22 protein-coding genes and 1 pseudogene are annotated in these 25,750 nt (G+C 46.9%); 2 read left to right on the forward strand and 21 right to left on the reverse strand.

The features are described 5' to 3' along the window. Window positions 1-5: 5 nt before the first annotated feature. The 10 genes and pseudogenes from eboE to F3I09_RS04115 all read right to left on the reverse strand — a co-directional run bounded on the left by eboE (window position 6) and on the right by F3I09_RS04115 (window position 15,059). Window positions 6-1,220, reverse strand: a complete 1,215-nt coding sequence (eboE, locus tag F3I09_RS04070) for a metabolite traffic protein EboE (protein ID WP_149693747.1) — start codon at window positions 1,218-1,220, stop codon at window positions 6-8. Then, a pseudogene (locus F3I09_RS04075) lies at window positions 1,207-2,376 on the reverse strand (3-dehydroquinate synthase); the annotation flags it as partial. The gene eboE and the pseudogene F3I09_RS04075, both read right to left, overlap by 14 nt. 98 nt (window positions 2,377-2,474) lie before the next feature. Continuing rightward, window positions 2,475-3,335 (reverse strand): UbiA-like protein EboC, encoded by an 861-nt coding sequence (eboC, locus tag F3I09_RS04080; protein WP_149693867.1) that lies wholly within the window; start codon window positions 3,333-3,335, stop codon window positions 2,475-2,477. Between the two features lie 157 nt (window positions 3,336-3,492). Further along, the gene (locus F3I09_RS04085; protein WP_149693749.1) at window positions 3,493-4,479 is read right to left on the reverse strand and encodes a TatD family hydrolase; all 987 of its coding nucleotides are present in this window, start codon (window positions 4,477-4,479) and stop codon (window positions 3,493-3,495) included. Window positions 4,480-4,584: 105 nt separating this feature from the next. Then, on the reverse strand, window positions 4,585-5,472 hold the full coding sequence (locus F3I09_RS04090) for an EboA domain-containing protein (RefSeq protein ID WP_149693750.1): 888 nt from the start codon (window positions 5,470-5,472) through the stop codon (window positions 4,585-4,587). 381 nt (window positions 5,473-5,853) lie between these two features. Next, a complete protein-coding gene (locus tag F3I09_RS04095) occupies window positions 5,854-7,350 on the reverse strand; it encodes a VCBS repeat-containing protein (RefSeq protein ID WP_188133675.1) in 1,497 nt (498 codons plus the stop codon). Between the two features lie 100 nt (window positions 7,351-7,450). Next, a complete protein-coding gene (locus F3I09_RS04100; protein WP_149693752.1) occupies window positions 7,451-9,247 on the reverse strand; it encodes a RagB/SusD family nutrient uptake outer membrane protein in 1,797 nt (598 codons plus the stop codon). 53 nt (window positions 9,248-9,300) lie between these two features. After that, window positions 9,301-12,555, reverse strand: coding sequence for a TonB-dependent receptor (locus F3I09_RS04105; protein ID WP_149693753.1), 3,255 nt, complete (start codon window positions 12,553-12,555; stop codon window positions 9,301-9,303). Window positions 12,556-13,021: 466 nt separating this feature from the next. Next, the gene (gene prfH / locus F3I09_RS04110; RefSeq protein WP_149693754.1) at window positions 13,022-13,654 is read right to left on the reverse strand and encodes a peptide chain release factor H; all 633 of its coding nucleotides are present in this window, start codon (window positions 13,652-13,654) and stop codon (window positions 13,022-13,024) included. A gap of 4 nt (window positions 13,655-13,658) precedes the next feature. After that, the gene (locus F3I09_RS04115; protein ID WP_149693755.1) at window positions 13,659-15,059 is read right to left on the reverse strand and encodes an RtcB family protein; all 1,401 of its coding nucleotides are present in this window, start codon (window positions 15,057-15,059) and stop codon (window positions 13,659-13,661) included. A 437-nt stretch (window positions 15,060-15,496) separates the two neighbouring features. Between F3I09_RS04115 and F3I09_RS04120 the strand changes: the two genes are divergently transcribed. Both F3I09_RS04120 and F3I09_RS04125 read left to right on the forward strand, forming a co-directional pair. After that, entirely contained in the window at window positions 15,497-15,877 is a 381-nt protein-coding gene (locus F3I09_RS04120) for a transmembrane 220 family protein (RefSeq protein ID WP_149693756.1), read from the forward strand. Between the two features lie 282 nt (window positions 15,878-16,159). Further along, window positions 16,160-17,422: a hypothetical protein gene (locus tag F3I09_RS04125; protein ID WP_149693757.1), complete on the forward strand. Its 1,263-nt coding sequence runs from the start codon at window positions 16,160-16,162 to the stop codon at window positions 17,420-17,422. A 424-nt stretch (window positions 17,423-17,846) separates the two neighbouring features. On the opposite strand, the gene F3I09_RS04130 is transcribed toward F3I09_RS04125, so the two are convergent. The 11 genes from F3I09_RS04130 to F3I09_RS04180 are packed head-to-tail and all read right to left on the reverse strand — an operon-like array spanning window position 17,847 to window position 25,748. Then, window positions 17,847-20,237, reverse strand: a complete 2,391-nt coding sequence (locus tag F3I09_RS04130) for a family 16 glycosylhydrolase (protein ID WP_149693758.1) — start codon at window positions 20,235-20,237, stop codon at window positions 17,847-17,849. Between the two features lie 23 nt (window positions 20,238-20,260). Beyond that, the gene (locus F3I09_RS04135; RefSeq protein ID WP_149693759.1) at window positions 20,261-20,716 is read right to left on the reverse strand and encodes a hypothetical protein; all 456 of its coding nucleotides are present in this window, start codon (window positions 20,714-20,716) and stop codon (window positions 20,261-20,263) included. Window positions 20,717-20,720: 4 nt separating this feature from the next. Continuing rightward, window positions 20,721-21,599, reverse strand: a complete 879-nt coding sequence (locus tag F3I09_RS04140) for a hypothetical protein (RefSeq protein WP_149693760.1) — start codon at window positions 21,597-21,599, stop codon at window positions 20,721-20,723. Continuing rightward, entirely contained in the window at window positions 21,596-22,081 is a 486-nt protein-coding gene (locus F3I09_RS04145) for a hypothetical protein (RefSeq protein ID WP_149693761.1), read from the reverse strand. The genes F3I09_RS04140 and F3I09_RS04145 overlap by 4 nt, the downstream gene beginning before the upstream one ends. Continuing rightward, entirely contained in the window at window positions 22,078-22,920 is an 843-nt protein-coding gene (locus F3I09_RS04150) for a nucleotidyltransferase (RefSeq protein WP_149693762.1), read from the reverse strand. Before F3I09_RS04150 ends, F3I09_RS04145 begins: the two co-directional genes overlap by 4 nt. 17 nt (window positions 22,921-22,937) lie before the next feature. After that, window positions 22,938-23,234 carry a hypothetical protein gene (locus tag F3I09_RS04155; protein WP_149693763.1) on the reverse strand — a complete coding sequence of 99 codons (297 nt, stop codon included), beginning with the start codon at window positions 23,232-23,234 and terminating at the stop codon, window positions 22,938-22,940. Further along, entirely contained in the window at window positions 23,221-23,514 is a 294-nt protein-coding gene (locus F3I09_RS04160) for an oxidase (protein WP_149693764.1), read from the reverse strand. The genes F3I09_RS04155 and F3I09_RS04160 overlap by 14 nt, the downstream gene beginning before the upstream one ends. Further along, window positions 23,511-23,732, reverse strand: coding sequence for a hypothetical protein (locus F3I09_RS04165; protein WP_149693765.1), 222 nt, complete (start codon window positions 23,730-23,732; stop codon window positions 23,511-23,513). Before F3I09_RS04165 ends, F3I09_RS04160 begins: the two co-directional genes overlap by 4 nt. Before the next feature lie 4 nt (window positions 23,733-23,736). Then, window positions 23,737-24,204 carry a hypothetical protein gene (locus F3I09_RS04170; protein WP_149693766.1) on the reverse strand — a complete coding sequence of 156 codons (468 nt, stop codon included), beginning with the start codon at window positions 24,202-24,204 and terminating at the stop codon, window positions 23,737-23,739. Window positions 24,205-24,206: 2 nt separating this feature from the next. Beyond that, complete coding sequence (locus F3I09_RS04175) at window positions 24,207-25,202, reverse strand: hypothetical protein (protein WP_149693767.1); 996 nt, start codon at window positions 25,200-25,202, stop codon at window positions 24,207-24,209. Beyond that, window positions 25,203-25,748 (reverse strand): DUF6046 domain-containing protein, encoded by a 546-nt coding sequence (locus F3I09_RS04180; RefSeq protein WP_149693768.1) that lies wholly within the window; start codon window positions 25,746-25,748, stop codon window positions 25,203-25,205. Window positions 25,749-25,750 lie beyond the last annotated feature (2 nt).

The following is a 25,750-nucleotide window of genomic DNA, read 5'->3' on the forward strand; positions in this document are numbered from 1 at the left end:
CAGGATTATTTGTTCAGCTGTTGCAACACCCAGTGCAGTTCCCTTGAAATGGACCTGTCCATAGGCAACTTCAGATCAGCCGGCAATACATCCCAGGTATAAGTCTCGACTTCCATGTGTTGTGTAAATGGTTGTTTCCGTTGTAATTCTAATACTTTCTCTATATCGGAACGGGTAGATGATAATACACCGTAACTATCAATAAATACCGGCACATGAAAGTGCGAGCGCCATTCTTCTACCGCCGGATTGGCAGCATCTTCCAATGCCTGCGGAAGATCCGGATAATGTACATACCCGTCTGCCTTGCGCGCCACGACCTGGTGCAGATAGGTTGTTTCATTAAACTCCCGGAAGGCGTCAATCAATGGCGCTCTTGCCGCCATCTCTGCTGGCAGTAGGGCTTTTACTGCGGCACTGATCTGTACCTTACCCACTTTTAAACCATACTCATCCAGTTTCTTCAATACACCTTCTGCTGATTCGTATACCAGTGCAAAATGACATACGTCATAACATAACTGTACATGCGATTTTATACTTGCCGTCGCTTCTTCTTCACTCATGCCAAACTTATCCTGCAGAAAAGGCACACCATATGGCAACAGATAATTCAGATACCAGTGAAGATATTCCTGCGAATTCTCCATTAGCCCATCAGGCTCTGGTTCAATATCCAGGTGCATCAGGGGACCTCCTCCCCGGCGGGTGCGTACCAACTGTTCTACTACGAGTAATACTTTGAGGGTAGCGTTCTCCATCACAGCATCTCTTTCCGTTTCGCAACGCACATGCCACAATTTATAGGTGAGTGGAGAAGTCGAGATGCCTCCTTCCATGCCTTCCGGTAACAGCGCTGCCAGCAGGCGGAACAGGCGTATGGTATAGGCTACCCGCTCGGCCGTTGTCCAGTCGGGGGTATGTACCTGGTCTTTCACTACAGTATGATGGAAACCTCCGTAGGGGAATCCATTCATGGTAAATACATAACAATCCTGTTCCTGCAGCCACCGCTTAAATTCAAGCAGGGCATCTTCTTTACTCAGTTCCAGACTGGCCGTATTGGATAAGCGTAATCCGATGCCAAAAGGTTTATCAGGAGAAACTTCCTGCTTGACTGCCGGAATGAATTGTTTGAGTTGCTGAAAATGAGCACTCCAGTTCTCACCCGGATGAATGTTCGTGCAATAGGTTAAATAAGAATGGTCAGATACTCGCATAGTTCACTTTTAAATGCTCTATAGCTTTATTCAGTAACACTTCATCTATTACATGTACTTCTGCGCCCTGTCCTATCGCTTTCAACAAACAGATAGTCAGACGTCCGCCCAGATGCTCCCGGAACTCCTGTAAGCCTTTGATAACAGGCGACGAAACACCGTTCTGCATTTCCAGCAGTGGATGATAGACTGGCAGTTGCAGATTCACCAGCAAACGAACGATCCTTTCTGCAGCCGCTGTATCAATCCATCCTAACAGGGAGGAGTATACGCTGTCAACAGCTATTCCTATTGCAACAGCCTCTCCATGACGTAAAGCGAAGTCTGTCAGTTGTTCCAGCTTATGTGCACTCCAGTGGCCGAAATCCAGCGGACGCGAAGAACCGCTTTCAAACGGATCACCACTGCCACCGATATGCGCCATATGTAAAGCGGCACATCTGTATACCAACTCCTGCATTACGGGTAAATCATTATTCACCAGGGCCTGCGCATTGGCTTCCAGCCATTCAAAGAAGGCTGCATCTTTTATTAACGCTACTTTTACCGCTTCTGATATACCTGAGCGCCAATCCTGCCCAGATAACGTAGTCAGGAATTGCGCATCGTTAAACACTGCGGCTGGCGGGGCAAACGTACCGAGGAAGTTCTTCTTTCCCCTGTAGTTAATACCGTTCTTTACACCTATTCCCGAATCATTCTGCGACAGTACGGTGGTCGGTATACGAATATGACGGATGCCCCTGTGTGATACGGCCGCCACCATTCCCACAAGATCAAGTACAGCGCCACCGCCGATAGCTACCACAAATGAATGTCGGTCTACGCCCTGCGCATCCACATGGTCTATCAAACGATAAAAAAGGTCCTGGTCATTTTTGCAGGCTTCCCCACCGGGTACAAGAATCACATCTCCTGCTATCTTAAAACCTTCTATCTGTTGTAAATAAGCTGCTATTTCTGTCGCAAGCGCCGGATGGGCTTTGGCTACGCCGTCATCTAAAATAAAAAGTAGTTTCTTGGTAAGTCCCTGTGTAGTCTGGGACACCAGGTAGTTCCGGAATTCCGGATTAGTTGGATTAAAAAGGTACCGGGTAAAAAAGACCTTATATGAATAATCTACACTAAAAGTCTGTTGAATACTCTGCATGGATAATCGCTCTGATGTTTCTTTCGTTTAATGAATCGTCAAACAGGCCGTTAAAGTACAAAATTTAATTGCTATGACGAATTACGAATGACGAGCGTAGCGTATCAGGTCACTGCAAACGCCCGGGCCATCAGTAATGACAATGGCAATAATATCAATACCAGTAAAGCATGTGGTAAGGTGGAGAAAGCAGCTACCCAGGCGGCATTCATTGCTATCAGGGCAATAATGCCTCCTTTTACCGCTTTTCCTATATTAGGACCGGAGGGATCCTTCATAGCCCTGAATAAGGGCAGGTTAATCATGAGTGCGAACAGGATGACAAATGGTGTGGCTATGAGGATACGTCCATTAACCGCTGCCAGCACCAACATGGTACCGTATACCAGCGCATAACAGACGGCAGCAATACGCAGCGTACGCTTACTTCCCCCATGCACTTCTCCCCTGCTGATGGCAGTCACAGCCGCTATGTAGATCACCGGGATTATCCCTAACCACCAGTACTTGTTTAAGGCAGCCCCTACCATGCTAATGCCCATCAGCAGGTTTAATCCACGACATAAACCCATATTCACAGGTCCCCAGGAGAAATGTTTCCCCCATTTATCATATATCAGCGCAGAAGCTGCAATACCCAACGCAAAATAGCCTGTAATACGGCCTACGGTAAAGGCGGCCAGTATACCCACCAGCAAAAGATAACTTCCCAGCACTATCGCTTCCGTAAGGGAAATAACCCCACTGGGTATGGGACGTTCAGGACGTTCCTTCTTATCGAGCTCAGCATCCATCACATCGTTAAATACTACTCCTCCGCCATATAGTCCGATGGTTGCCAGACACATGCACATCACAGGCAACAGATGGTCCAGGTAACTTGACACTTCAGAACCCAGGAAGCCGGAAATAGCAACCCCAGCCAATATATCTGCCACAGCAGTTACTATGTTGGCGGGCCGCATTAAACGTAAATAACCTAACAACTTGCTTACAATATAATTCACCGGGCTCGGGTTTTCTCCAAGTAGGCAACACGGATCACAGGTTATGCATGAGACACAGTAATGTTTCTGCATCACTACATAGCTAGGGACATCCGTAGTACAGACTTGTAACGATTTATCTAATAATATTAGATTGTTTATCTATTCTTGGCTGCTGGCCACCGCGCAGTACGGTGCTTCCATTAAATTTCAGACTTTGATCCACGTCTTTGACCGTGTCAAAATCCGCTTCGTCCATCTGACCACTTTGAGCGAAAGCAGTTATAGCATTGCGGAAAGTTACCAAATGAATGTCATTCAAGTCAATACCACTTTCGTGCATGAGCGCCGCAGTTTTGGGTACAGCCAGGGGGTCACTGATACCCCAGTCGGCGGCAGAATTTACCATTATGCGTTCACTACCATACTGTTTCACGATTTCGACCATACGTTCATTCCCCATTTTAGTAAACGGATAAATAGTGAACGCTGCCCAGAAACCTCGGTCTAATACCTCCCTGACTGTTTCCTCATTGTTGTGATCCACAATGACCATATGGGGGTCCAGACCATGCTCCAACGCAATGTCCATACTACGTTGAGTGCCTTTTTTCTTGTCCCGGTGTGGGGTATGTATCTGAACAGGGAGCCCTGCTTCTTTAGCGAGTTCAAGCTGTGCGCGGTAGTACTTTTCCTCAGCAGCAGTCTGATCGTCAAAGCCGATCTCACCGACGCCTACCACGCCCTCTTTATATATAAATGATGGCAATATTTCCATTACAGCCTCTGCCAGCCTTTCATTGTTGGCTTCCTTGGAGTTGAGGCCGATAGTACAATAATGCCTGATACCGAACTGTGAAGAACGGAATCTTTCCCAGCCAATCAGGCTGTTATAATAATCACGGAAAGTATCTACTCCCGTACGTGGCTGTCCCAGCCAGAAGGCTGGTTCAATGATTGCTACTATCCCGGCATCCGCCATTGCCTGATAATCATCCGTTGTACGGGATGTCATATGTACATGAGGATCAAAAAAACGCATGCCTTTTATGCGTTCGAGATAGGAGGAAGACGTGGCGATAGGTTGAAATTGTTGACCTGTTAACTCATGACTGCTACACATATCTTGTTCTGTTTTATCGAGACCTGTAAATTAAAAACCTGCCCCGGCGGGTTAAATTACTGCCGGGCAAGTTACTATTATATACACTGAAGGTGTGATACACGTTTATGCTATTCGGGCCGCAATGGTGTCCCATGTCAGACGATGGCTGGTTACCTCTTCTCTAAGTGTGGCTGACTGCTCCAGCAGATGTTGTGCGGGAGCATATGTACTTGAGGCACAGGCTAATGCCGCCGCCTCTTTTTCGACATTCACTTCAGAATGCCATATACGTTGTATATCAGGGAAATTGTCAGCATTGATAAAAGGCCCCACCAGCCTCCACAACATAGGATGTACCCTCCTGCCTGCGGCCCAGCGCTCATGCGCGTAGTCTGTGAGAATAGCCGCCAGTCTTTCATTGGCTCTTTCATCCAGACCTGAAACGAGATGAATCGGCTTATCCGTGAAAAAAGCTTTCATTACCAGCTGGTTCCAGGCTGGCTCTTCCAGGTTACGTGCAGGATAAATGTTATATAACATTACGGCCTCCTGTACGGGACCAATATTGGAACGGATCCCTTCCGTAGTGCGGAATACCCATGCTTCCGGCCATGCCAGTACCGGCAATGCGGCGTACAAAGCTGCCTGTTCGTTCATATCAGCAGCATCAAACAATCCCTCTATCACCCTGATATAAGCATCTTTGTCAGCTGCCGGGAACTGTAATAACCACCAGATCCTTACCAGTTTATCTAACGTAAAACCCTGTATGAAAAAGCTGGCATTATCAGACAACGCTATATATGGTGTGGCAGACTTTACAGCTTGCTTTCCCATAAACCGTGGAATAGCTGTAAAAGTAAGATTGAAACGCTGTGTACTTACGGGTTCTCCCAGTTTCTCCTTTTGTTGTTCTAACCAGTTGAGCGCCTGTTCCGTACTGCTTTGCTCAATGATCCGGTATAATAACGCGTCGAATTTATTCCTGTCGTAATAATAGGCATGTTCCATCGCTCCGGTTGAAATTTATCCAGGCTAAAGTTAGCAGAATAAGCATTAAAAAAAGGGGAAAACTATGATAGATGGTGTAGTAAATAAAAGAGAGGCACGGTGTGCCTCTCCTTCCGCCATTCTAAAACCTGATCAGTTCAATCAGGAGTATCTTGAAAAACAATAATACTGCGGAGATTATTGTTCTATTATTTCAGTACTGTTTACAGGGAAAAAGAAATGCTACACGAGCGCCAAACTGAGTAGTTTAAGCAGCATAGATTTAGATTTTTGCCTGACGTTGCTTATGCAATATAAGTATTTATTTGTTACAACTGCAATCGAATGTCCAAAAAACTGATCCCCCAATTACTATTTTTAAACTGAGCAAGTGTAATTGATTCATTTTGTTTTATTTCTAAGCATTATAAACGGAATGTTAACGTCCCAATCCGGCTTAAAACCCTCCTGAATAATGAACCCTTTTGAGTAGTTTCCCAGCACTATATCCGCATCCCCATCTCTGTCATAATCTCCCACATCCATGCAAATCCACCGGCCTTCCCCTGTCAGTGCCGGCATTACATGTGGGGTAAAATGTATAGGCTGCTCCTGGCTGAATAATATGAACTTCTCTGACGGCCGGTGCTTCAGGTCAGCAAAGAACGCGATGCTGGCAATGTCCAGGTCACCATCCTGATCAAAGTCGGCCGCTATGGCCTTAGTACAGCCATTCACCGGGTAAAACCAGGCCTGCTCAAAAGTAAAGTCTCCTTTATTCAGATACAGATACACCCCATGAAAGGGTTTCAGTTCCATTGAGTAGTCCCCGTTATCTCCGGAGGTATATAATATATCCGGCAGGCCGTCCTTATTCATATCCACCACCTGAAAACCCGTCGATCCCTGTACAGGAGGAAAACGCAATAGCTGTTGCTGTTTAAAACCTCCCTTATGATCGTTCCGGAACAACCATATGCCCTCGTCTCCGTAGGCAAACAGTGTCATGATATCCGGCCATCCATCCTTATCAAAATCTTCCACCACAGCATGGATCGCACCAGGTACCTCCCACACAGCCCGTTTGGCGTATTCTTCATCCGCCGTTTGCTGCAGCACATACAATCCTCCGTAATTATGCCCAAAGCCACATACCAGGTAGTCCATCCTCCCGTCTTTATTAAAGTCGGCCGCTATACTCTGTACCGGACGGGGTAAACCCATCCCGATGGTCTTCACCTGCCGCGCCTCTTCTTCCGCCGGATGCACTTCCCAGATGACACCTGTCGGCACATCCACTGCCCGCATGTTACCGATACAGGTCAGCAGGGCGGTATCAGCCGCGCGCCAGTTCATATCCACAGCAGTAGATTGCAGTTTGATAGCTGGTGACGACTTCAGCTGCCTGTCCCACTTGTACAAGGTCGCGCCATATTCTGAGGAGGAATAAACATCGCCGGTAAACGGATTAATAGAAACCATTGTGGTGGTGGCGGTCTGCCTATGCCCTGCCGTATCAGGCTGTAAAAGATCAAACATCTGCAGGTCTTCCGCCAGCGGCTGCGGCGCCTTTGCCGGCGCCAGGGTATCAGGCGCCAGTTCCTGGTAATACGCAACAATATTCTTCCAGTCTTCAATACTGATATTAGCAGCACCATTGACAGGCTTAGGGAAATACTCATTTTCCCGCCATACGCCAATTCCCAGCCTGGGCGCCATTGCCGGCAACACATGCTGTGTCCAGGTAACTTTATCGAGCATCGTTGGAGATACAGACAAGTGGCAGCTGCCGCAGTATTTCTCAGCGAGGAGTTTTCCCTTTTCCTGTTTGCTCAGAGAACAGGAGGTGTATGTGATGATGGATGTAATAATGAGAATGAAAGGGAGTAGTGTTTTCAAGTGTGTCTGGATTGCGTAAACATAAATATACCCAAAAAGCGGAAAGACCCCGTCGCCAGGGTCTTTCCATTTTATCCTCTTCGTTAAAAATAGCACGCTGTTAATATCCGGCATTCTGCTCAAGCGTCTTTGCCCCGTCTTTAAAGCTCAGGTCAATCTGACGTTGAGGAATAGGATAATTCTCATTACGGCCAACAATGAATTTACCACCAGTCACGTCAGTAGTGATCTTGGACTCATAAGCGAAGAACCTGGTCAGCTCAGCTGATGCTGTTCCCCAACGAACGATGTCGAAGAAACGCTGACCTTCCATCGCCAGTTCCAGCTTACGCTCAAAGCGGATCGCTTTCAGCGCGCCGTCTTTCCCCATTGTGGTGAAAGCTCCTGCAGGATAGTTCTTTACTACATAATTTGCAGCAGGTGTATTGGTAAAACCACCCATTGGCTTGGTATCATCGATGTATTTGTATACGATGGTCTGTGGATTAGCAGCCCTGGTACGCACCATATTCACATATGTCTGTGCAGCATCCAGGTTGGTCAGCTCAGCTTCTGTCTCAGCAGCCATTAACAATACATCTGAGTAACGGATCAACACCAGGTTGATAGCAGAACCAGGCGCCCAGGAGTTGGCATCTTTATACTTATCCTGGTTGTACTGCCAGTAAACGTTCTTTTTAGGAGCGTAAGGACCAGCATAATCCTGATCACGTACCCAGCTACGGCCAGGGTGATTACCCCAATCCAGGTAAGGAATACCGCGACGGCCTACTGTCCAGTCAAGACGTGGATCCAGATTACCTGCATCAGGCGTAAATGGCGCTGTAGATAATACTTTCATATCGCTCTTTACTGCATGATCGTTAAAATCTTCCAGGAAAGGCAATCCGTTAGCATCTGTACGGAAAGAGTTTACCAGGTCCTGGGTAGGCTGATAGAATCCGCAGCAACCGAATGGGCTGTTGTAAGGGAAGTTCAGCATCTCACCCTGGTTACCATTGGAGATCTGACCGCTACCATTGTTGGCAGACATCTGTATAGCGAACACAGACTCACTGTTATTCTTTGTTTCAGAATCGAAGTTGTCTTCGAACCTTGCTGTCAGCCCATATTTTACACCTTTGGCAGTTACACCCTGTGCAATGATCAGGTCAAACAGCGGTTTAGCGTCTGTCCATTTTTTCTGATATACATAGGTTTTAGCCAGGTAAGCTGCTGCTGCCCATTTGTTCGCACGGCCCACCTGCGATTGTGTAAGCGGCAGGTTCTCGTAAGCAAACTTCAGATCTTCTTCGATCTTTGGCCAGATATCTGTATTGTTAGGCTGTTTGTAGTCAGTGATATGTGCCTCATCTACCCAGGGCACTTTACCGAACATTTTCTTCAGTTCGAAGTAGTAGTGACCACGCAGGAAACGCGCTTCCGCCTGTACCTGTGTCAGCTGACCTGCTGACATGTCCTTTACGTTTGGCAACAGTGACAGAATGATATTTGTACGTGCTACTCCTTCAAATAATACTTTCCATTTGGTATTAAAGAAGCCATTGCTTGCATCAAACTGACCGGTAGCTATCAGACTGATTGGCGGCTGGTCAGTCGCGTCACTACCTTTATGAGCATCACCACCGGCTACGCTTCCGTAGATCCAGTTGCTGGGTGCTGCTTCCCATGGGCCACCGGTACCGATAGCAGCTACATCCTGCTGCTGGCCATCCAGTGCGGCATAAGCGCCAACCAGTAAAGCATCTATACCATCTTTGGTAGACACGTTATCACCTGTCAGTGAACCGCGGGGGTCACGTTCCAGAAAGCTTTTGCTACAGGCGTTAAAGAAGAATACGCCTCCTACAACTGCTGCTGCAAGTATATATTTTGATTTTATTAAAGTCCGTTTCATGTTTAGATTTTTTTGATGTTCTCCAATTGTTTCCGGTATAATCACTACGTTAATTAGAAGCCTACGTTAACGCCCACCAGGAATTGACGCTGGTTAGGATAAGCACCTTCATCCAGACCAAAGTTGGTAGTACCACCTGTGATCTCCGGATCAATACCTGAATATTTGGTAATAGTGAACAGGTTAGCCGCCTGTACATAGATGCGGAATCTTTCTATACCAATACGTTGCAGAATTGGTTTAGGTAAAGTATAACCGAGCACCATGTTTTTAGCACGCAGGTAAGAACCATTTTCTACGAGGAAGGAGTTAGGTACAGTATTGGTACTGAAGGAACCTTCGTTCTCCTGAATTGGTGCTTTTGCGTTGTGGTTATCTGGTCTCCAGGAATCATACAGCGCTGTTTTGCTCTTAGCACCTGCGAAAGATGGATAGAAGTCTGTCCACCAACGTACCTGGTTCCAGATGTTGTTACCCTGTACACCGTATAAGAACACGGTGAAATCAAAATTCTTGTAGTCCAGTTCCAGGTTCAGACCGTAGCTGAACTTAGGGCTTGGGTTACCCAGGAAGGTACGGTCAGCATCTGTGATGATACCATCTCCGTTTGTATCCTGGTAACGGAAACGTCCCAGCTTGATACCAGTCTGATAAACTGCATTGGGATTGTTAGTTGCTTTCTGCGCCTGATCATTTGCCGCTGCAATTTCTTCTGCACTATTCCAGAAGCCCACAGTTTTGTAACCATAGAAGCTGGAGATAGGATGATCGATTGCGTTACGGATGATGAAGTTACCGTTGAAACGACGGGCTTCCAGGTCGAAATAAGGTGCGTCGCCAGAGATATTAACGATCTTGTTCTTATAGGTAGTTAAGGTGGCATTTGCTTTCAATACCAGCTCCTTGGTGATATGGATATCATTGATACCTAAAGACACATCAAAACCATGGTTCTGCATTTCTGCGATGTTCACAGTTGGAGGATCTGAACGACCGGCAGTAGCGGAGATCTCTGGTGTGAACAGCAGGTCTTTTACCTGTTTCTTATAGTAGTCTGCGCTTATTTCCAGTTTACCTTTGAAGAGTGTCGCATCAAAACCAATGTTGGTGTTGATGTTGCTTTCCCATTTAGCATCCGGGTTACCGATACGTGTTCTGAAGAAACCAGAAGCGAGCGTATTGGAAGTACCACCGATGTCATAGAAAGAAGATCCTTTGTTCAGACCATACTGGGTAAATGCGTTGGATGGATCAACGTTCAGCTGGTTACCCATAATACCCCATCCACCTCTGATCTTTAAGTCAGAGATCCAGGATACATGTTTCAGGAATTCTTCCTGAGAAACACGCCAGCCAGCGCTGATAGCAGGGAACGTACCATAACGGTTGTTGGCACCGAACCTGCTGGAACCGTCACGACGGATAACAGCACCGAGCAGATATTTATCCATCAGGCTGTAATCTAAACGGCCGAATATAGAAAACAGACCGTCAGTGAATGCATTACTGTTGTTGGTAACAGTACCTGTACCAGTACCCAGGTTAGTGAAGTTAGGATCAAAGATGAAGTAGTTCTGTGTAGTACCTGTTACCATGCGGCCATGGTTGTCGAAGGCTTCAGTACCTAACAGCACTTTTACGCTATGTATCTTATTGAAGTTCTGTGAGTAGCTCAGCGTATTGCTCCATGTCCAGTTATAACCGCTGGTAGCACTTTCTGTATAAGAGTTAACCTTGTTGTTCTCCGCATTCTCATACTCCGGATAAGTGAAGCTATGGTTAGAAGAAGAATAAACTTCACCACCAAAGCTGGTACGGAAAGTAAAATGCTGCAGGAAATCAACTTCTCCATATACGTTACCTAATAAACGGTTACCCAGACCTCTGTTATCTTTTGTACGCTCCTGTATTGCTACCGGATTACGGGCATTACCTAACTGAGCGCCATTGGTACTGAATGAACCTGCAAAGTTACCCTTGATATCGCGTACCGGAATAATAGGTTGCTCGCGGAAAGCCATACCGATACCACTTCCTTCTGTCAGCGCAGTGATACGTGGGTTGTCTATTACTGAAAACTCCAGGTTTTCCCCGATACGTACATGTTTACCTACGTTAAAGTAGCTGTTGGAACGGATGGAGTAACGTTTCAGGTAAGTATCCAGTAAAGTACCTTTCTGGTTGAAATAATAGAATGAGAGGTAATAAGCTCCCTGATCGCCACCACCACTTACGGATACGTTATGGCTGGTGATCATAGCTGGTTTGAAGATTTCATGGAACCAGTCTGTGCCTCCTTTATTTGCCTTGCTGATACGGTAGAAATTGTCCAGATCAGAAGGGTTCTTATAGAAAGGATTTACATTGTATTTAGAAGGATCTACAGCAGGATCTCCTTCCATCAGACCGCCCGGAGCGATGTAATCAGGCAGTCTTGGAGTAGCGCCTGTGCCATACAGTCCATCATTGTAAGTAACATTCGGATCTGTATTTTTCAATGCCATCCATTTCAGATTAGCCATTTCCTGTGGCGAAAGCATGTGCCATACGTTGCCACCTTTAGGACGCTGGGTACCATAGTAGCCATCATAGGTCACTCTTACCTTACCATCAGATTTACCTTTTTTGGTGGTGATGATAATCACACCGTTAGCAGCTCTTGCACCATAGATAGAGGCAGAACCTGCATCTTTCAGTACCTGCATGCTTGCCACATCATACGGGTTCAGGTCCACGATATTCTGTGTAGGTATTCCATCAATAACGTAGAGCGGAGTGTTGTTACCGAAGGTATTCACACCACGGATACGCACCTGTGGCTCTTCACCCGGCTGACCGGAACCTAATACAGTAATACCAGATACCTGGCCCTGTAACTGGTTGCTCACCTGGGCTGTGGGTTGACGGCTGATCTGTTCTACGTTTACAACAGATACAGCGCCTGTCAGGTCTTTCTTACGTTGAGTAGCGTAACCTGTTACCACTACTTCATCGAGTGAACCTACCTTCTCAGTCAGTACTACACTAACAGTAGCAGCATCTCCCAATACTACTTCCTGCTGCGTGTAGCCTACAAATGAAAACACCAGGATCTCTCCTTTTTTGGCAGTTAGACTAAAGTTTCCAGCCGGGTCTGTGGCTGTACCGCGGCCAGAGTTTTTAACTGCTACAGTTACTCCTGGCAAGGGATTACCGGAAGTCTTGTCTGTGACCTTCCCGGTAAATTTAGTCTGGGCGAATGCAGCGCCGGCAAACAACAACAACAATAGCCAGCAACACGCAAATGTGCGGTAGACATGTCTCTTCATAACGTGAAACGTTTTTAAAAATTGGTTAATAAATAGCCTGTTCGAGCCCATACACTGCGCCGCTCGGCAGGTACAGACACGAAAAATGACCGGATGAAATCAATATCCTGGTCTTAGAGGGACACTATGTAAATCCTTCCTCTCGGCTCAAATCCATATTGATACCGATTGCATCAGTATCAATGCAATATTATATCCGGGCGTTTAGTTGTTAAAAAATGGGAATGGCGTACTTAATTTTTTTTTAAGGACTACAGTTTAGTTTTTTCATACGTGTTAACATCAAAAAATTAGGGAACATGGATTAGATCTTGGCATTTATTAAACACACACTAAAGTTTCAATTGTTAACTGCCGACCAAGGTAACACATTCGTTTAATTTATGCAAGATGCTTTGCAAATTTTTAATCAGTATTTAAGAATTTACTATCAGTTTTACAAAACGGTGAAGAAAGGGAAAGGCGATCACAGTTTGTCTGTGATCACCTTTACCGCCCTTCCTCTTTCCAGTTCATTATGTTCCTGCCACTGGTCCTGCCGGCGCGCCAGTAGCTGTTCCATCTGCCAGGACATAAACTTTGTTTCCAGCCGTTCCAGGCAAAGCTGTTTGTTCTGCAATTGTGAACGGCTGTCCATCGCCAGTACCTGGATACCAGACGGAAGATGCGTACCCCGTACTGCCGTCTCCACTTTATTCACATGCTGCCCGCCGGGACCTGATGCGCGGCAGGACTCGAGCTTCACATCCTTCAGGTCCCATTTCAGCTGCTCTTTCACATCAAATACCTCGACGCCCACAAACCAGTTCTTACGCTTGTGAAACTTACGGTAAGGGCTTTCTGCGATCCACTGCACCGTACCTCTCCACTCCTTTACAAAGGCATCAAGCCTCTTCTCCCTGGCGCCACTTTTTTCTTTTATTAATAGTACTGCGGATAACAGTGTTCCCTTCAGGTCTCCCTTTTTGCTTTCCAGCAGCTGGATGTCCAGCCCCTGCGTGCGGGCAGCCTTCATCATCAGCTCCACGACCTTTGCTACTACCCGTGTACATTCTGCCGGCCCTCTCCCGGCAGTTACCTGTATCATTGACTTGCTCATGTTGTTACTCTTTATACATTCTTACCATCCGGGGTAAAAACCGCCCCTCAATGTTTATCAATTCCTGCTGCGCTGCTATCACACTCTCAATGTCTTTGTAGGCGAGCGGATTTTCCTCCACACTGCCACCAATCAAGGTGACACCTGCATCTCCCAGCATTTTCTTCAATGCGGATACTGTCATACTTTCCCTGGCCCGCTTGCGGCTCATCATTCTGCCGGCGCCATGTGAAGCAGAGAACAAAGACTGCTCCACTCCTTTTCCGGTTACCAGGTATGCAGCTGTGGTCATACTTCCGGGAATAATGCCCGGCTCTCCCTCGTGAGCAGGCGTGGCCCCTTTGCGATGCACGATCACTTTACGGCCATCTTCCAGGCTTTCTTCCCACGCAAAATTGTGGTGGTTCTCAACAGTGATCAGCCGCTCAAGCCCTACGGCCTTCGCCATGTTAATGTGTATCCTGTCATGACAGGCCTTTGCATAGTCGCCCGCCAGTTGCATGCTGAGCCAGTACTCCTGTCCCGCTTCGCTGTTCATATCCAGCCAGGCCAGTTGCTGTGCTTCTCTTGGCAGCTTACAGGTATCCATCGCGATCTTCGTATAATGCATCGCCACATTGGCGCCCAGTCCGCGGCTGCCGGAGTGCGACAATAGCGCGACATAATCTTTCGCAGGCAATCCCAGGGAATTGTCTTCCGACAACCTGATCATACCAAACTCCACGAAATGATTACCACTGCCGGAACTTCCCAGCTGCCGCGCTGCTTTTGCCTGCAGCTTCTTCAGCAAGTCCGTGGCCTGAAAGGCAGGATCGTCCAGCACAGGATGCTCCTGTTCAACTTCCAGCCCTCCTTCCATACCAAAGTGCGTCCATTCTTTCAATGCCACCTTCATCTGATAGCCATAACGTTTGATAAAGCTTTCTCCTTCATCAAAGATGGACAATGACATGCGGCAGCCAATATCCACGCCTACTGCATAAGGAATAACAGCGTTATCCGTAGCCAGTACGCCGCCGATAGGCAATCCATAGCCCGTGTGCGCATCTGGCATCAACGCTCCCTGCACAGTTACCGGCAATGACATAGCGATCTCCATCTGCTTTTTAGCAGCATGCTCAATCTCCTTACCACCATAGATCTTCAGGCGCCCTGTCTGTTCCAGCAAGGTGAACTCCTTATGATGCGTGACTTCTTCTTTTTCTATGAATGTAGCTGCGATCTTACCCAACACTTCATCATTCACATATTGCTCAGGTTTTTCTTTAATACCAGACAATAATGTAATGAGTTGTTCCTTGGTATGATGCTTAAAATGTTTTGAAATAATATTAATGACCAGACTTCTTGCACGGTCATTTGTATAACCGATTTTACTCAGTTCTTTTGTGCGTAAACTGCCCATATAGGTGCGTAATAAATTGTATAGTAAATCGTATCGCTCAAATGATATTGAACAACAATTAAAGGCATGAGATACCCTTTCCGCAGGCAGAGAAGATCTGGTTTATCTCCCGGGGCTACCCCCGGCTACAAACACGCAGCTCCTACCGTGGCTGATCTACGCGACCATCCCCGGTTTTCAACCAGCGCTCCTATACAGGCATGCTAATAGAACACACTAATGATGAATGATCATCAATGTTTACACGCTTTCCAGTAAATTAAAAAAGGAAATATTGCCTGTATCAGGCAGCGGGCGAAAAGGGCGATATGTGAATACGTTCTGTCATGATTCCTTGTGTTTTTAGAAGTGAACAATAAAAGGAATTCGGATGCAAAGGTATATATTTTCTATATTATATCAACTATCTTCGTTCTATCGCTGATAATTTTTTTTCTATGAAAATATTCAACATCATCTGGGGTATTCTGTTCATCATTTTCGCAGGACTACAATACAATGATCCTGATCCTTACATATGGGGGCCTATTTATCTGTTTGGCGCCGGATGCTGTATCCTGGCTGCACGTGGCCGCTTTTACAGGCGTGCATATCTCATCGGTATATTTGTATACCTGGTGTATGCAGCATACCTTTTCTTTGATAAGAACGGTGTTATAGACTGGGCCACTGAACATCATGGCGAGAACATTGCAGAAACCATGAAAGCAACAAAACCATGGATAGAAGAAACACGTGAGTTCTTCGGATTATTTCTGTTGATCATAGTATTACTGATTAATTATTTCTACGCAGGCCGCAAGTTGAAGAAGCGTTAGACGATCCGCCCTATTCTCCTCAAAGACATCATTGATATCAAACAGGGTGCAGTCGACGCCCCACGGTGTCTGTCAATCAGATCCTGAATTATGTAGTACCGTCGTTCAGCCTATTCCGGCGGGCCGCTAACAGGAGTCCATCAAAAGCCCGCGGGCTCAACCCGTAGCGGGGAACAACCCCACTGGGAAAAGGCGGAAAGTGAGGAACTGCCGCCGAAGTATAACAAGTGGCTGTTATGATGGGAAATGCTTATTTTTAGGTAACTATAACTCCCTTATACTGTGTCATACCCTCACAAACACACGCCGGCTGTTGCCCCTGGTATTCGCACTGCTTCGCAGGCATCTGCTAACAACATTGGCACAACTGGAGTTGCCAGGCCTGCCGTAAAGCCGCAGTTCAACCCTGTATCCGGGGCGCCGGTTATACAACCGGTAGTTCAGCAACAGCGGCCCAATAATGTAGCGCAGCTCAGACTGAATATTAATGGCCGTGATACGACACGTTCAAACCTGCGCCTTGTGAAGCTCTATATCCTGGCAGGAAAAGACAAGACAAATTTTTACAGCTTGCTTGGAATAAGAAAGCCCAAAAAAAATAAGCCGTTTCGATACGCATTAGCTGTCTACAGCCAATTACGCATCGTACATCCTTCCGTGCTGAAGATGCTTTCACAATTAAGAGCATGGGCAATTGATACTAAAGGCACCCATACGTTTGCTTCCTGGGAAAAAGCAGGCATCAAAGCGTACAAGGTTGCGTATGAAGCCCAGAAAGCGTTGAAAATACATCCGCCTTCCCCTCCCGGCAGCCCGCTCACCGATACACAGGATGAATATGTAACGCACCTGAACGGTCCGGGCCGGACCGCTGAGCATATGAAACCCAACGCCAAATGGAATGAGCTGAAGATACATGGTCAGATAGGCGAATATGCGCATCAGCAACTACTGGCGTCAACAGGTGTACAGTACCGGGATGCCAATGACCTTTTGGGTTATAATATGGCCGGCCTGGATACAATCAGCAATTCTCCCAATCCATTTGGACAGTCAAAAATGCATTTGGGCACTACAGAATCCGCCCAGGAAATGGTGAACACCTATACCGCACACATAAGCAATGCGTCTCAATATGCCCAGATCTTCCTTAACAAGCTGTTTGCAGACACCAATTCTGGTCATGAAATGCGGAAAAAGCTTATAGCGCTTAATAGGATCTGGAATAATAATGACATTGCCAAATTGAATAAATACGGAAGAAAAGACGAGTGGCGTGTTAAAAAAGGAGAAGAATCACCATTGGAACCAGGCATTGTTGACGGCGATGTGGTACATACCGATCCGGTGCAACTGATCATAAATGGCATGGTCTTTCCCGTTCCCAGTGATGTATATGACCTGATACCGGCAGACTTCCAGGCCTGGTTCGAGAAATTACCTCATGATCTCAACTGGTACCGCAAAGTGAAATCACAAATGGAATACAAGTTTAACAAACCACCTAAAACAGAAGAAGATAAAGATCCTACTTACAGGGGATAGTTAAAACCGGAATAGAATAACCATTGTCATCACGATGCAAAAGCCTTCAACTCATAAAGAGCCAGGCATCTGCACAGTAACAGGGACAGCTTAAGTAGTACCGGTTTCAGATGGGAATGGCGGGCCTTCGGCTCTCCGGCCACACGACCGATGCTGCTTAATACATATTCAAAATCCAATACGGTTGACAACGCTCAATAGTCTTCCAGAGAGGCGCCGACCGCCATCCCATACTGAAACCGAAACTACTTAGCGATAAAAAAAGAGAGCCCACCAACAAGCAATCGTTTAATCAGCAATAGGACCCGCATAAGTGTTTATAATGATGAAGGCCAATGCGGGAAAAAGGGCGGAGACGGCTTTTATCTTATACCGTCCCCGCCGCTGCTAACATATTACACTACAACTATGTATCTATAATATCTCATCCGGGAAGAGGTTGCTCGTAGCCGCTACGCCCCTGGAAAGGATAGGTCTCACCCACCAGGCGGTTCGCGCCGCCAGCTTCTTCATCTGTGAAAGGCGTATGCGCAAGCCGCTTGATGAATAACTTCTGGTATTTCCAGTCAGCCGCTGCACCTGCCCATGCTCCGTAAACACCAAAGGGATCTACGCGCCATGGCAAGTCTTCATTTGCGGGCGATGGGAACCAAAGGCCCACAGCCCACCTGCCGGCTGCATCCGGAACAAAGCGCCTGTTCACCTGGATCAATTGTCCATCCACATAATACTCTACTCTGTCCGCATACCAATCAAACCTGAACTCATGAAACGCACCATCCCACAGATCTTTTCCAGCGGATGTTTGCATAGCGAAATATTCATCTTCGGAAGGATAACCCTGATAATTAATACCATTGCCTGGGCCTGTCTCGCCTATCCCGGCGTTACATCGGATAAAGTCTTTACTCGGCTCAGCTATATACTGCACCTCGTTACTGATTTTTGTCCAGCTTGTCAATAATTCCGGCGCTGTGGTATTATCCAGCCGCCAGGTACCAATATTCTCGGGGCTTGGATCTTCCACCACAGCTACCAGTTCGCCGGTCCATGTAGCATAATAACCGTAGGAGAGCATCTCCTCAACAGTGGAATAGACATACATCGCGTTACTGCAAGGCATTTCCATACTTACGTGGTCATAAGCTACCACCCACCTATCTCCATCCAGGTTACCGCCGATGGTTAAACCCTGGGCCACCATTGTATCATAGCGTGGGTCCTGTATACGGGCCTTTACATAATGCGATGTCCATAGTGCAGGCGCAACGCCCATGTCACGGGGCAATTTTACTTCCATCACATAACGGCCATAACCATAGTAATCTCTGGAAATCAGTGCGGCGCCTACCCTTGTGGTCCAGGGATTCCCCAGGGAGGGATCTCCCGGCGCATCATGACGTTTAGGCTCGCCCGCTTCTGTAAACCCCTGTGAACGGCCATTGTACTGGTCTCCATGTGCTTCAAGCACCAACAGGTTGTCCTGAAAATAAACATGCGTTGGCGCTACGCCGCCACTGGCGCTTTCCTCACCGTTAATACCACCCCAACCTTTTGCCATTGGATTAAATATCTGTTTGAAGTCATCGCTATACTCCCCGCTGTTGCGGTCAAAATGAACGGTTACGGGGTAATTCATTTTTGGTATGACGGAGATATTCACCTCCACCGGAGCGCTCCTGCCAGCACTGGTCTCAAGATAAAACACCCTGCTGCCAAGGGGTACATCGGCCGGCAGCGTGAAAACAACCTGCTTATTATCTATTGCCACCAGGTACTTTGCCGGGATAGTATATTTGTTCTCCGGGTCGTAGCGGTCTTCCAGTATACCAACAGGATATGGCGGATGCTGATACTTCTCCGCGATCGTATTATCTACTGTAATGGAAGTAAAATAAACCCTGCTGAAAATGCCCTTCATTGCTCCCACGGTCAGGAAATCCGGACGTCCCTGGTACACGCTGTTCTCAGTAAATGCCCCTGTGAAAGCATTAGAGGCATTCAACCACATCCGTGATGCAGCGATATTGCTGTCCCGGAAAACAAGCAGCTGGTTCCATGCACCAGTGTTGATCGTGTTGGTACTGATGATCTCCTGCGTAACGGCCTCACTTGCCTGCCGCCAGTGTACCTTCTTTGTTGCACAGTTAACATATACATATACACCGTATCCCCAGCCAGGTACTTTATACGATAGCAGCGGCCATTCCCCTGCCGCCGGTAGATCTTCAGCAGCTACATAAAAATGAACGCCCAACGCATACTGTGTTTTCATGGCATGCTCGAACGCATTATCCGTCATCACCTCCAATACGCCATATTCATAGGATACATAATGGCCTCCCTGGTCATCCTTTCTTTGCCATTGCGCGCCGCCAACCGGAATTATCTTCTCATCCGAATCAAACCAATCTTTGGTGGTATACTGCAGACTATAGTAAAAACCTGACTTAGGGGGTAACATCTCATCCCTGAAGCCCGCGCCAACATATGTCAACTCCGACTCCGGATAATATACTGCTTCCGGTGCAACAAGCTTAAACGTTTGAGGCGTTGTATAGTCGATGTCAAATTCTCCTCCGGCAGGATCATTGTTTATGAACCTGAAAGTATAGTTTTCAGATGCGTCCAGATCATTGATCGTTGGAGGATTTAATATGGTGCCATCTGTATGTACTTGCAGATTTTCTGTAATGGTGGTATAGCTGGCTTCTTCATCGGGGTCACTGGTCCTCCTTACATGCAGCGTCATCAACTGTGGCATTGATGCTTCATTTCCACCTTCCCAGGTTATCTTTTTTAATTCTATGTTCATTTCATATTATTTAACGGGATCAATTAAACAAAGCAGTCTATCTCTACGCTGGCGATCTTACCAGGATTATTCACTATGCCTTTTGTCATGTATAAGCGGAACCACCTGTTACTGGTCTGGTCAAACTTTTCATACAACTCTCCACCTCCTGTGACAGAAGGACAGATCACCTGGAAACCGGGAAGCGCATTCGGGTACTGTGTGTTCAGGTCTGTATCAGATAATGCTGTCAACACATCCATCCGTACTATTTTCGAACTGGCACCCATCAGATCCTGCACCTGCTGGTACAGGATAAGAAATGCCTCCAGGTCTGCCTTATTATCTACAAGGCTGCGCAGACCGTTTATATTATCAATGTCCAGCTTGTCTTCCGATTTATGTACAAAACTGTCAATCCAATCCCAGAACTGGTCTTGCGTAGGATAATTGCCGGTTTGGAACCAGCTTTTTAATTTATTACGTTCACGAATTGCCATATGATTATAATTTCATTATCCAGAGGGAAACAATGTAAGGGGGACGGTTTTCATGCGCTTCACCAGATCCCGTATAAGTGGTATCAAGGGTGTGTCTATACTTTGCTTCTTGCTCCCTGGCTGCGTTAATGTAAAAGTTATTGTTGGCGCTGTCCCTTGCACCACCATCGTCGGGATTTCCGCGCGCGGATACCAGGGTAGCTCCTTTGTGCATATGGGGCGGTAGTTGTCCAACGCTCAGCGACACTGTTTCCTGACCTCCCATATTGCCAATCACGTTATATTCCCACCTGAATGGATCATAACCAATAGGGAATCTGCCTCCCCGGTTGCGGGTGCCGTTGTTGCCGTTGCAGATGGCCCATCCGGTTCTTTCATTCCTTCCAAGGCCGCTACCATCAAAATTCGCAGCCAGGTAATCTCCGCTGCAGTCAATCTCAATAATATCACCCCGTTTCCATACCCTGTCGATCTGCTGTGAGATCCGGGCTTCCATCGCGGCCAGCGTGCTTTTTAATCCTATCAGCGTGTCTATGCGCTGCAAGCTGCTGTATGGGATACCGCCAGCTGCAAACCTGGCCTTACGGGTAAAATACACGGTGCGGCTCACCTGGTCTGCAAAAAGCCGGTTCTCGGTTGCTTCTTCAATGATCCAGGTAGATTGTTTGGGGCCACCTGTAAAGGGAAGTAACTCTCCATTATAGCTGATCCAGCCATTGCCTACGATATTGCCGTTCTCCTCCATACCGGACACGATCACAGCACTGCCCACCAGGTTGGCTAATGCGCCCAGCGCACCCCGGTACGATTGCTGCATAAAGTCCAGCGTATACTGGGTCATAGGGAACCCGCCGAGGTTTGTAAGTTGTTCTACTTTGTTCATACTTTTTGAATTTTATAGCGCTTGCCGGCCAGCTTATAGTTGTCGATCAATGCCGTCATTTCATTTTCATTATAGATCAGATCGGAGGGCATCAGCACATAGAAATTAACTGAGTCGCTCCCTATTTCGTCATCTGTAAACAGGTATACCGGGTTATTCTCTTCTTCCTGATAGATGTACACTGGCTTCAGCTCCTGATCCTGATAGATATACTGAGGCGCATATACCAACGCGTCCTTGATCCGGATCCTGCGCAGCGATATATCATACCGGTCATTCAGCAGTCTTTCCATATACACTACCTGTGGTGTAATATAAAGCCGGTAGAGGTTTGCATCCCTGTTACGCCGGAATTGCTGGTACAGGTAGTTCACAGGATTTGTCAACGCCTGTAGCCAGGCCACATGTTTTATCTTCCTCAATCTCGGCGGCAACAGGAGCCGTACCAGTTTGGGGTAATCTACATCGAATAGCTTACTCATATGATCACGCTTTGTGGGATATAAGAAATCTGCAGACCATCTGCATCCAGTATCCGGAGATAACCGGCGTCAGGATTGTATTTCACATCAAATGCAATCGGGGAGATCTCTCCATAACTTGCACGCGCCTGCGAAATATGAGGGATCACTACGCCGTCCACCTGCTGCAATGCATCCACCAGGTAAGCCAGCACCATGGTGCCGTTAAAGGGCAGGTTCTTCAGGTATTCCCTTACCTTCTTCCCTACAGGGTCCGGATCGGTGCCATCCAGCCTTGCACCGGTATTATCCAGCACCAGCGGATTATAATAGATATTCAGCGACAACCGCAACCTGTCTGCCGGCCTGCTTTCTATGACTAGCGGATTAACGCCGGCATCTTTAATGCGGTTCATATATTCCACAAATGCTTCCAGCTGCCCTGGCTCCAGGGCATCCAGATCGTCATCCTTGATCCTGGCCACCTTGATCCGCAAGCCTTTTTCCTGTTCTGCTACAGCGCTAAAGGCAATGATCTTTTGTGCAGCTACGTCCTCCTCAGAACGATTGGAATTATCATAATAATCTTCTTCATGCACCAGCTCCGCGCCATATTGGAAATTCTTTGATTTGTTGGCATACCATCGCAGGCTGTGCGGCGCCTTTTCATTAATGAGTGTATTCACCTCATTTTTGTGTACGTCAAACAGGTTTTCCAACGCCCATACCGTTACGGCTACAATGTAGGTCCACATCCGCCATACAGCTGTTTTGCTGGTGCTGTTCAGCTCAGCCAGCCCTGCTGTCGCGCTGATCCTGCTGATAATATCATCCTGTATTTCGGTGATTGTTCTTGCCATAATACTTTTTTTACTTTTTAACTCACACGGAAGTCCATCTGTATCCCCATGTAGCCGATACCGCCCTTGATGGCGGCTTCGTCTTCTACAGTATAGCCGTTGGCAGGTATTACCAGTTCCTCCTTCAAAGTCAGGAGTGTACGCCGGTCAATGACTTCCACATCAGGCACCCATAAGGCGCTGCCGGATGTAAGATCATCGGTGATACTGATACCATTCGCCACTGCAAAGTCGAACAGGGCATTAATACTGCCCTTCTGCTGCATGGATAGGTCCATCAGGCACTGGTGGGGTTTTACATTAATTGTCTCCATAAACTGCATCAATATTTAGCTGGCCATCGTCCTTAATGTTGATCGTTTTCACCCGCATGCCATCAGCTGTAAACTGCCTGCGGATCTCCTGTAACAAAGCCGCAGTATCATTATCCTGCAGGTAGCCAAAAGCATCCACCCCAACTACGGGAAACTCTTTTATGTTTCCGCGGTTGTTTATCAATATCAGCTCCTGGTGCTGCAGATCGCTGTAACCGGCATTTAGGTCACCGGCCCGTATATCCAGGTCCAGTTCTTCATTTAACAATATGTCTTTCATGATAAATTACCTTGAAATGTTCCGGATACCGGTCCTCCGCCAGGAGTACCAAGGCCGGTGATGTAATTGATCTGCGCGGTTTTAACAAAGGCGTCCACCGCCTCAGCCAGCTTGCTGCAAAGGGTATTCAGCGCTTGTTCTTCATCGCCATTTCCATCCTTCATGTTTTTAAATGCACTCTTGATACTTTGTTCCAGTGCGTTTTTGTTCAGGGGCATATGATCATTTTAAAAGTTTAGCTAATCGTTTTTTGATATCTGTAAAGGCAGACTTGTTCATGGGGGCATAGATGGTTAAGATCTCGTCCAGGAGATCATCCAGGCATTTCTTCAGGGACTCCTCACCGGCGCTTAGCTGCAGGCCATCCTTATCCAGCTCCAGGTATTTTTCACCTACTGTACATTTCAGCAGCTCCGGCTCCTGTACGCTGATCACAATGTAGTTGTCGCTCCTGTTGATCCTGGCCATCAGCACGCTGCTACCCTTAACGGGGAATATGAGCACGCCTTTACCATCTTTATCTATCACTGATCGTAATCGTACATCATATATATGCACGCCTTCAAAGGTCACTACGTCGATGGTCGCTGTCTCTTTATTTGATTCCTCCACCTGCGCGGGTATGATGGTGGCTTTTTCCTTGCTCAGGTTTCTGAGCGCCTCAATCAATTTTGACTGTTGTTTGCTCATAATTACTTACTTATTTTGGGGCCTATTTCGCAGATCCTTCTTCCGCCACCGCTGCCAAAATTCACTTCGGTGCTTTCAATCAGATAAGTGCCTTCCCGTTCGCTGTAGTTTGGATCCTGCAGTACAACGCTATAACCAGGCAGGGCAAACGGCTCCAGGAAGCCTGTTACTTTTCCTTCATAACCATCGTAGCGCAGCTCCTTCGCATTTTTTTCAGCCATTTTCTTCAGTTCTGACGCCGGCGTGTTATGCTGCGCAAAAAGGGTCCGGATAGCGCCGTTACTGTCGCCGGCTTCGGCTTTAACAGCCTCATTCCTGTTATTAAAGGAGATCATCTTCACCAGGAGTTTTATATCGTCTGCCTTCCTGAACTTTAACTCGTTATCCTTTACCAGGTTCCATCCTACGCGGTATTTGATCTTCCCTTTATCCTTCATATCCAGGTAGGCCAATCCGGCATACAACTCCTTTCCGGCAAAATAGACGGTGAGGTAGAGGTTCTTTTTCAGCCATTCCAATACTTCCGTTCCACTGATATCCCCTTCGCTGATCTGTTGCACCTCCATATCCGGTATATCTTTGCTCAGGGTGATGTCTGTTCCTTCCACCACTTTTGACAAAAGGCTTTTCAGTTTTTCGGGCGTTTTTCCGGTTGACCAATGCACATTTTTTCTGCTCAATTGCCAGCTGTATCCCTCACATTCTATCACACAGGGCATAGTCGCATTCACCCTTTTCACAAATCCGCTGAATTCAAGATGAAGATCAGCTTCATTATCATATCCCAACCAGATCTCCACCATATCACCTTCCTTGAAGTTCGCGGATGTTGAAACAGATGCAGGCACATTGGCCGCGTTATCCTTTAACCGGGCAGATGCAGGTAGCGTAATGGAGGCGGTGTCAACATAGGAATAGATGCTCCTTTTTATCTTCACAGCTGTGGCGGCCACCATCTTATACTTACCTATTATTATCTTGCATTTAAGTACAAACATTTATTTAAGTATTAGTTCAAATGGTCTGTCACTCAGCAGGTTCATTTCATATGTCTTCACATTCTGCACGCCTGCTATTTCCGGCCAGCTGATATCTGTGATCACCACACTATTGTTATCCGTCAGGAAAATATTCGTTAATGCGCTGCTGATCGTTAAACTGGTGTTCTTGCTGTAAAGCTCATGGATGGTAGCGATCATATCTTCCGGGTAGGTGCTATCCTCCATAATGATGATCCCTTTGATATTGATCTTATAATCTTCCTGCCCTATCAGTTCTTTTACCGTACCTATGCGGCCTACCAGGGCCGTTTCTACGAGCGTTTTCTTGTTGGTGACCTTGATCACCGGGTTGGGAAGGTCCACTTGCCCCAGTTTCACAGGCATGAAATAGGAGCGCCCCGAAAGATCCCTGCCGAAGTAATTAGCCATCTTTGACGACTGCTGCGGCTGGCGGATAATATGCTGAGGGTTTACATCAAAGACCGCGGGGTTGTACCCCCACGTGTCTTTGAAAATTTTCTGTACGTTAAAACTAATTGCCATGA

The organism is Chitinophaga sp. CF418 (assembly GCF_900142925.1).
Taxonomy (GTDB): domain Bacteria; phylum Bacteroidota; class Bacteroidia; order Chitinophagales; family Chitinophagaceae; genus Chitinophaga.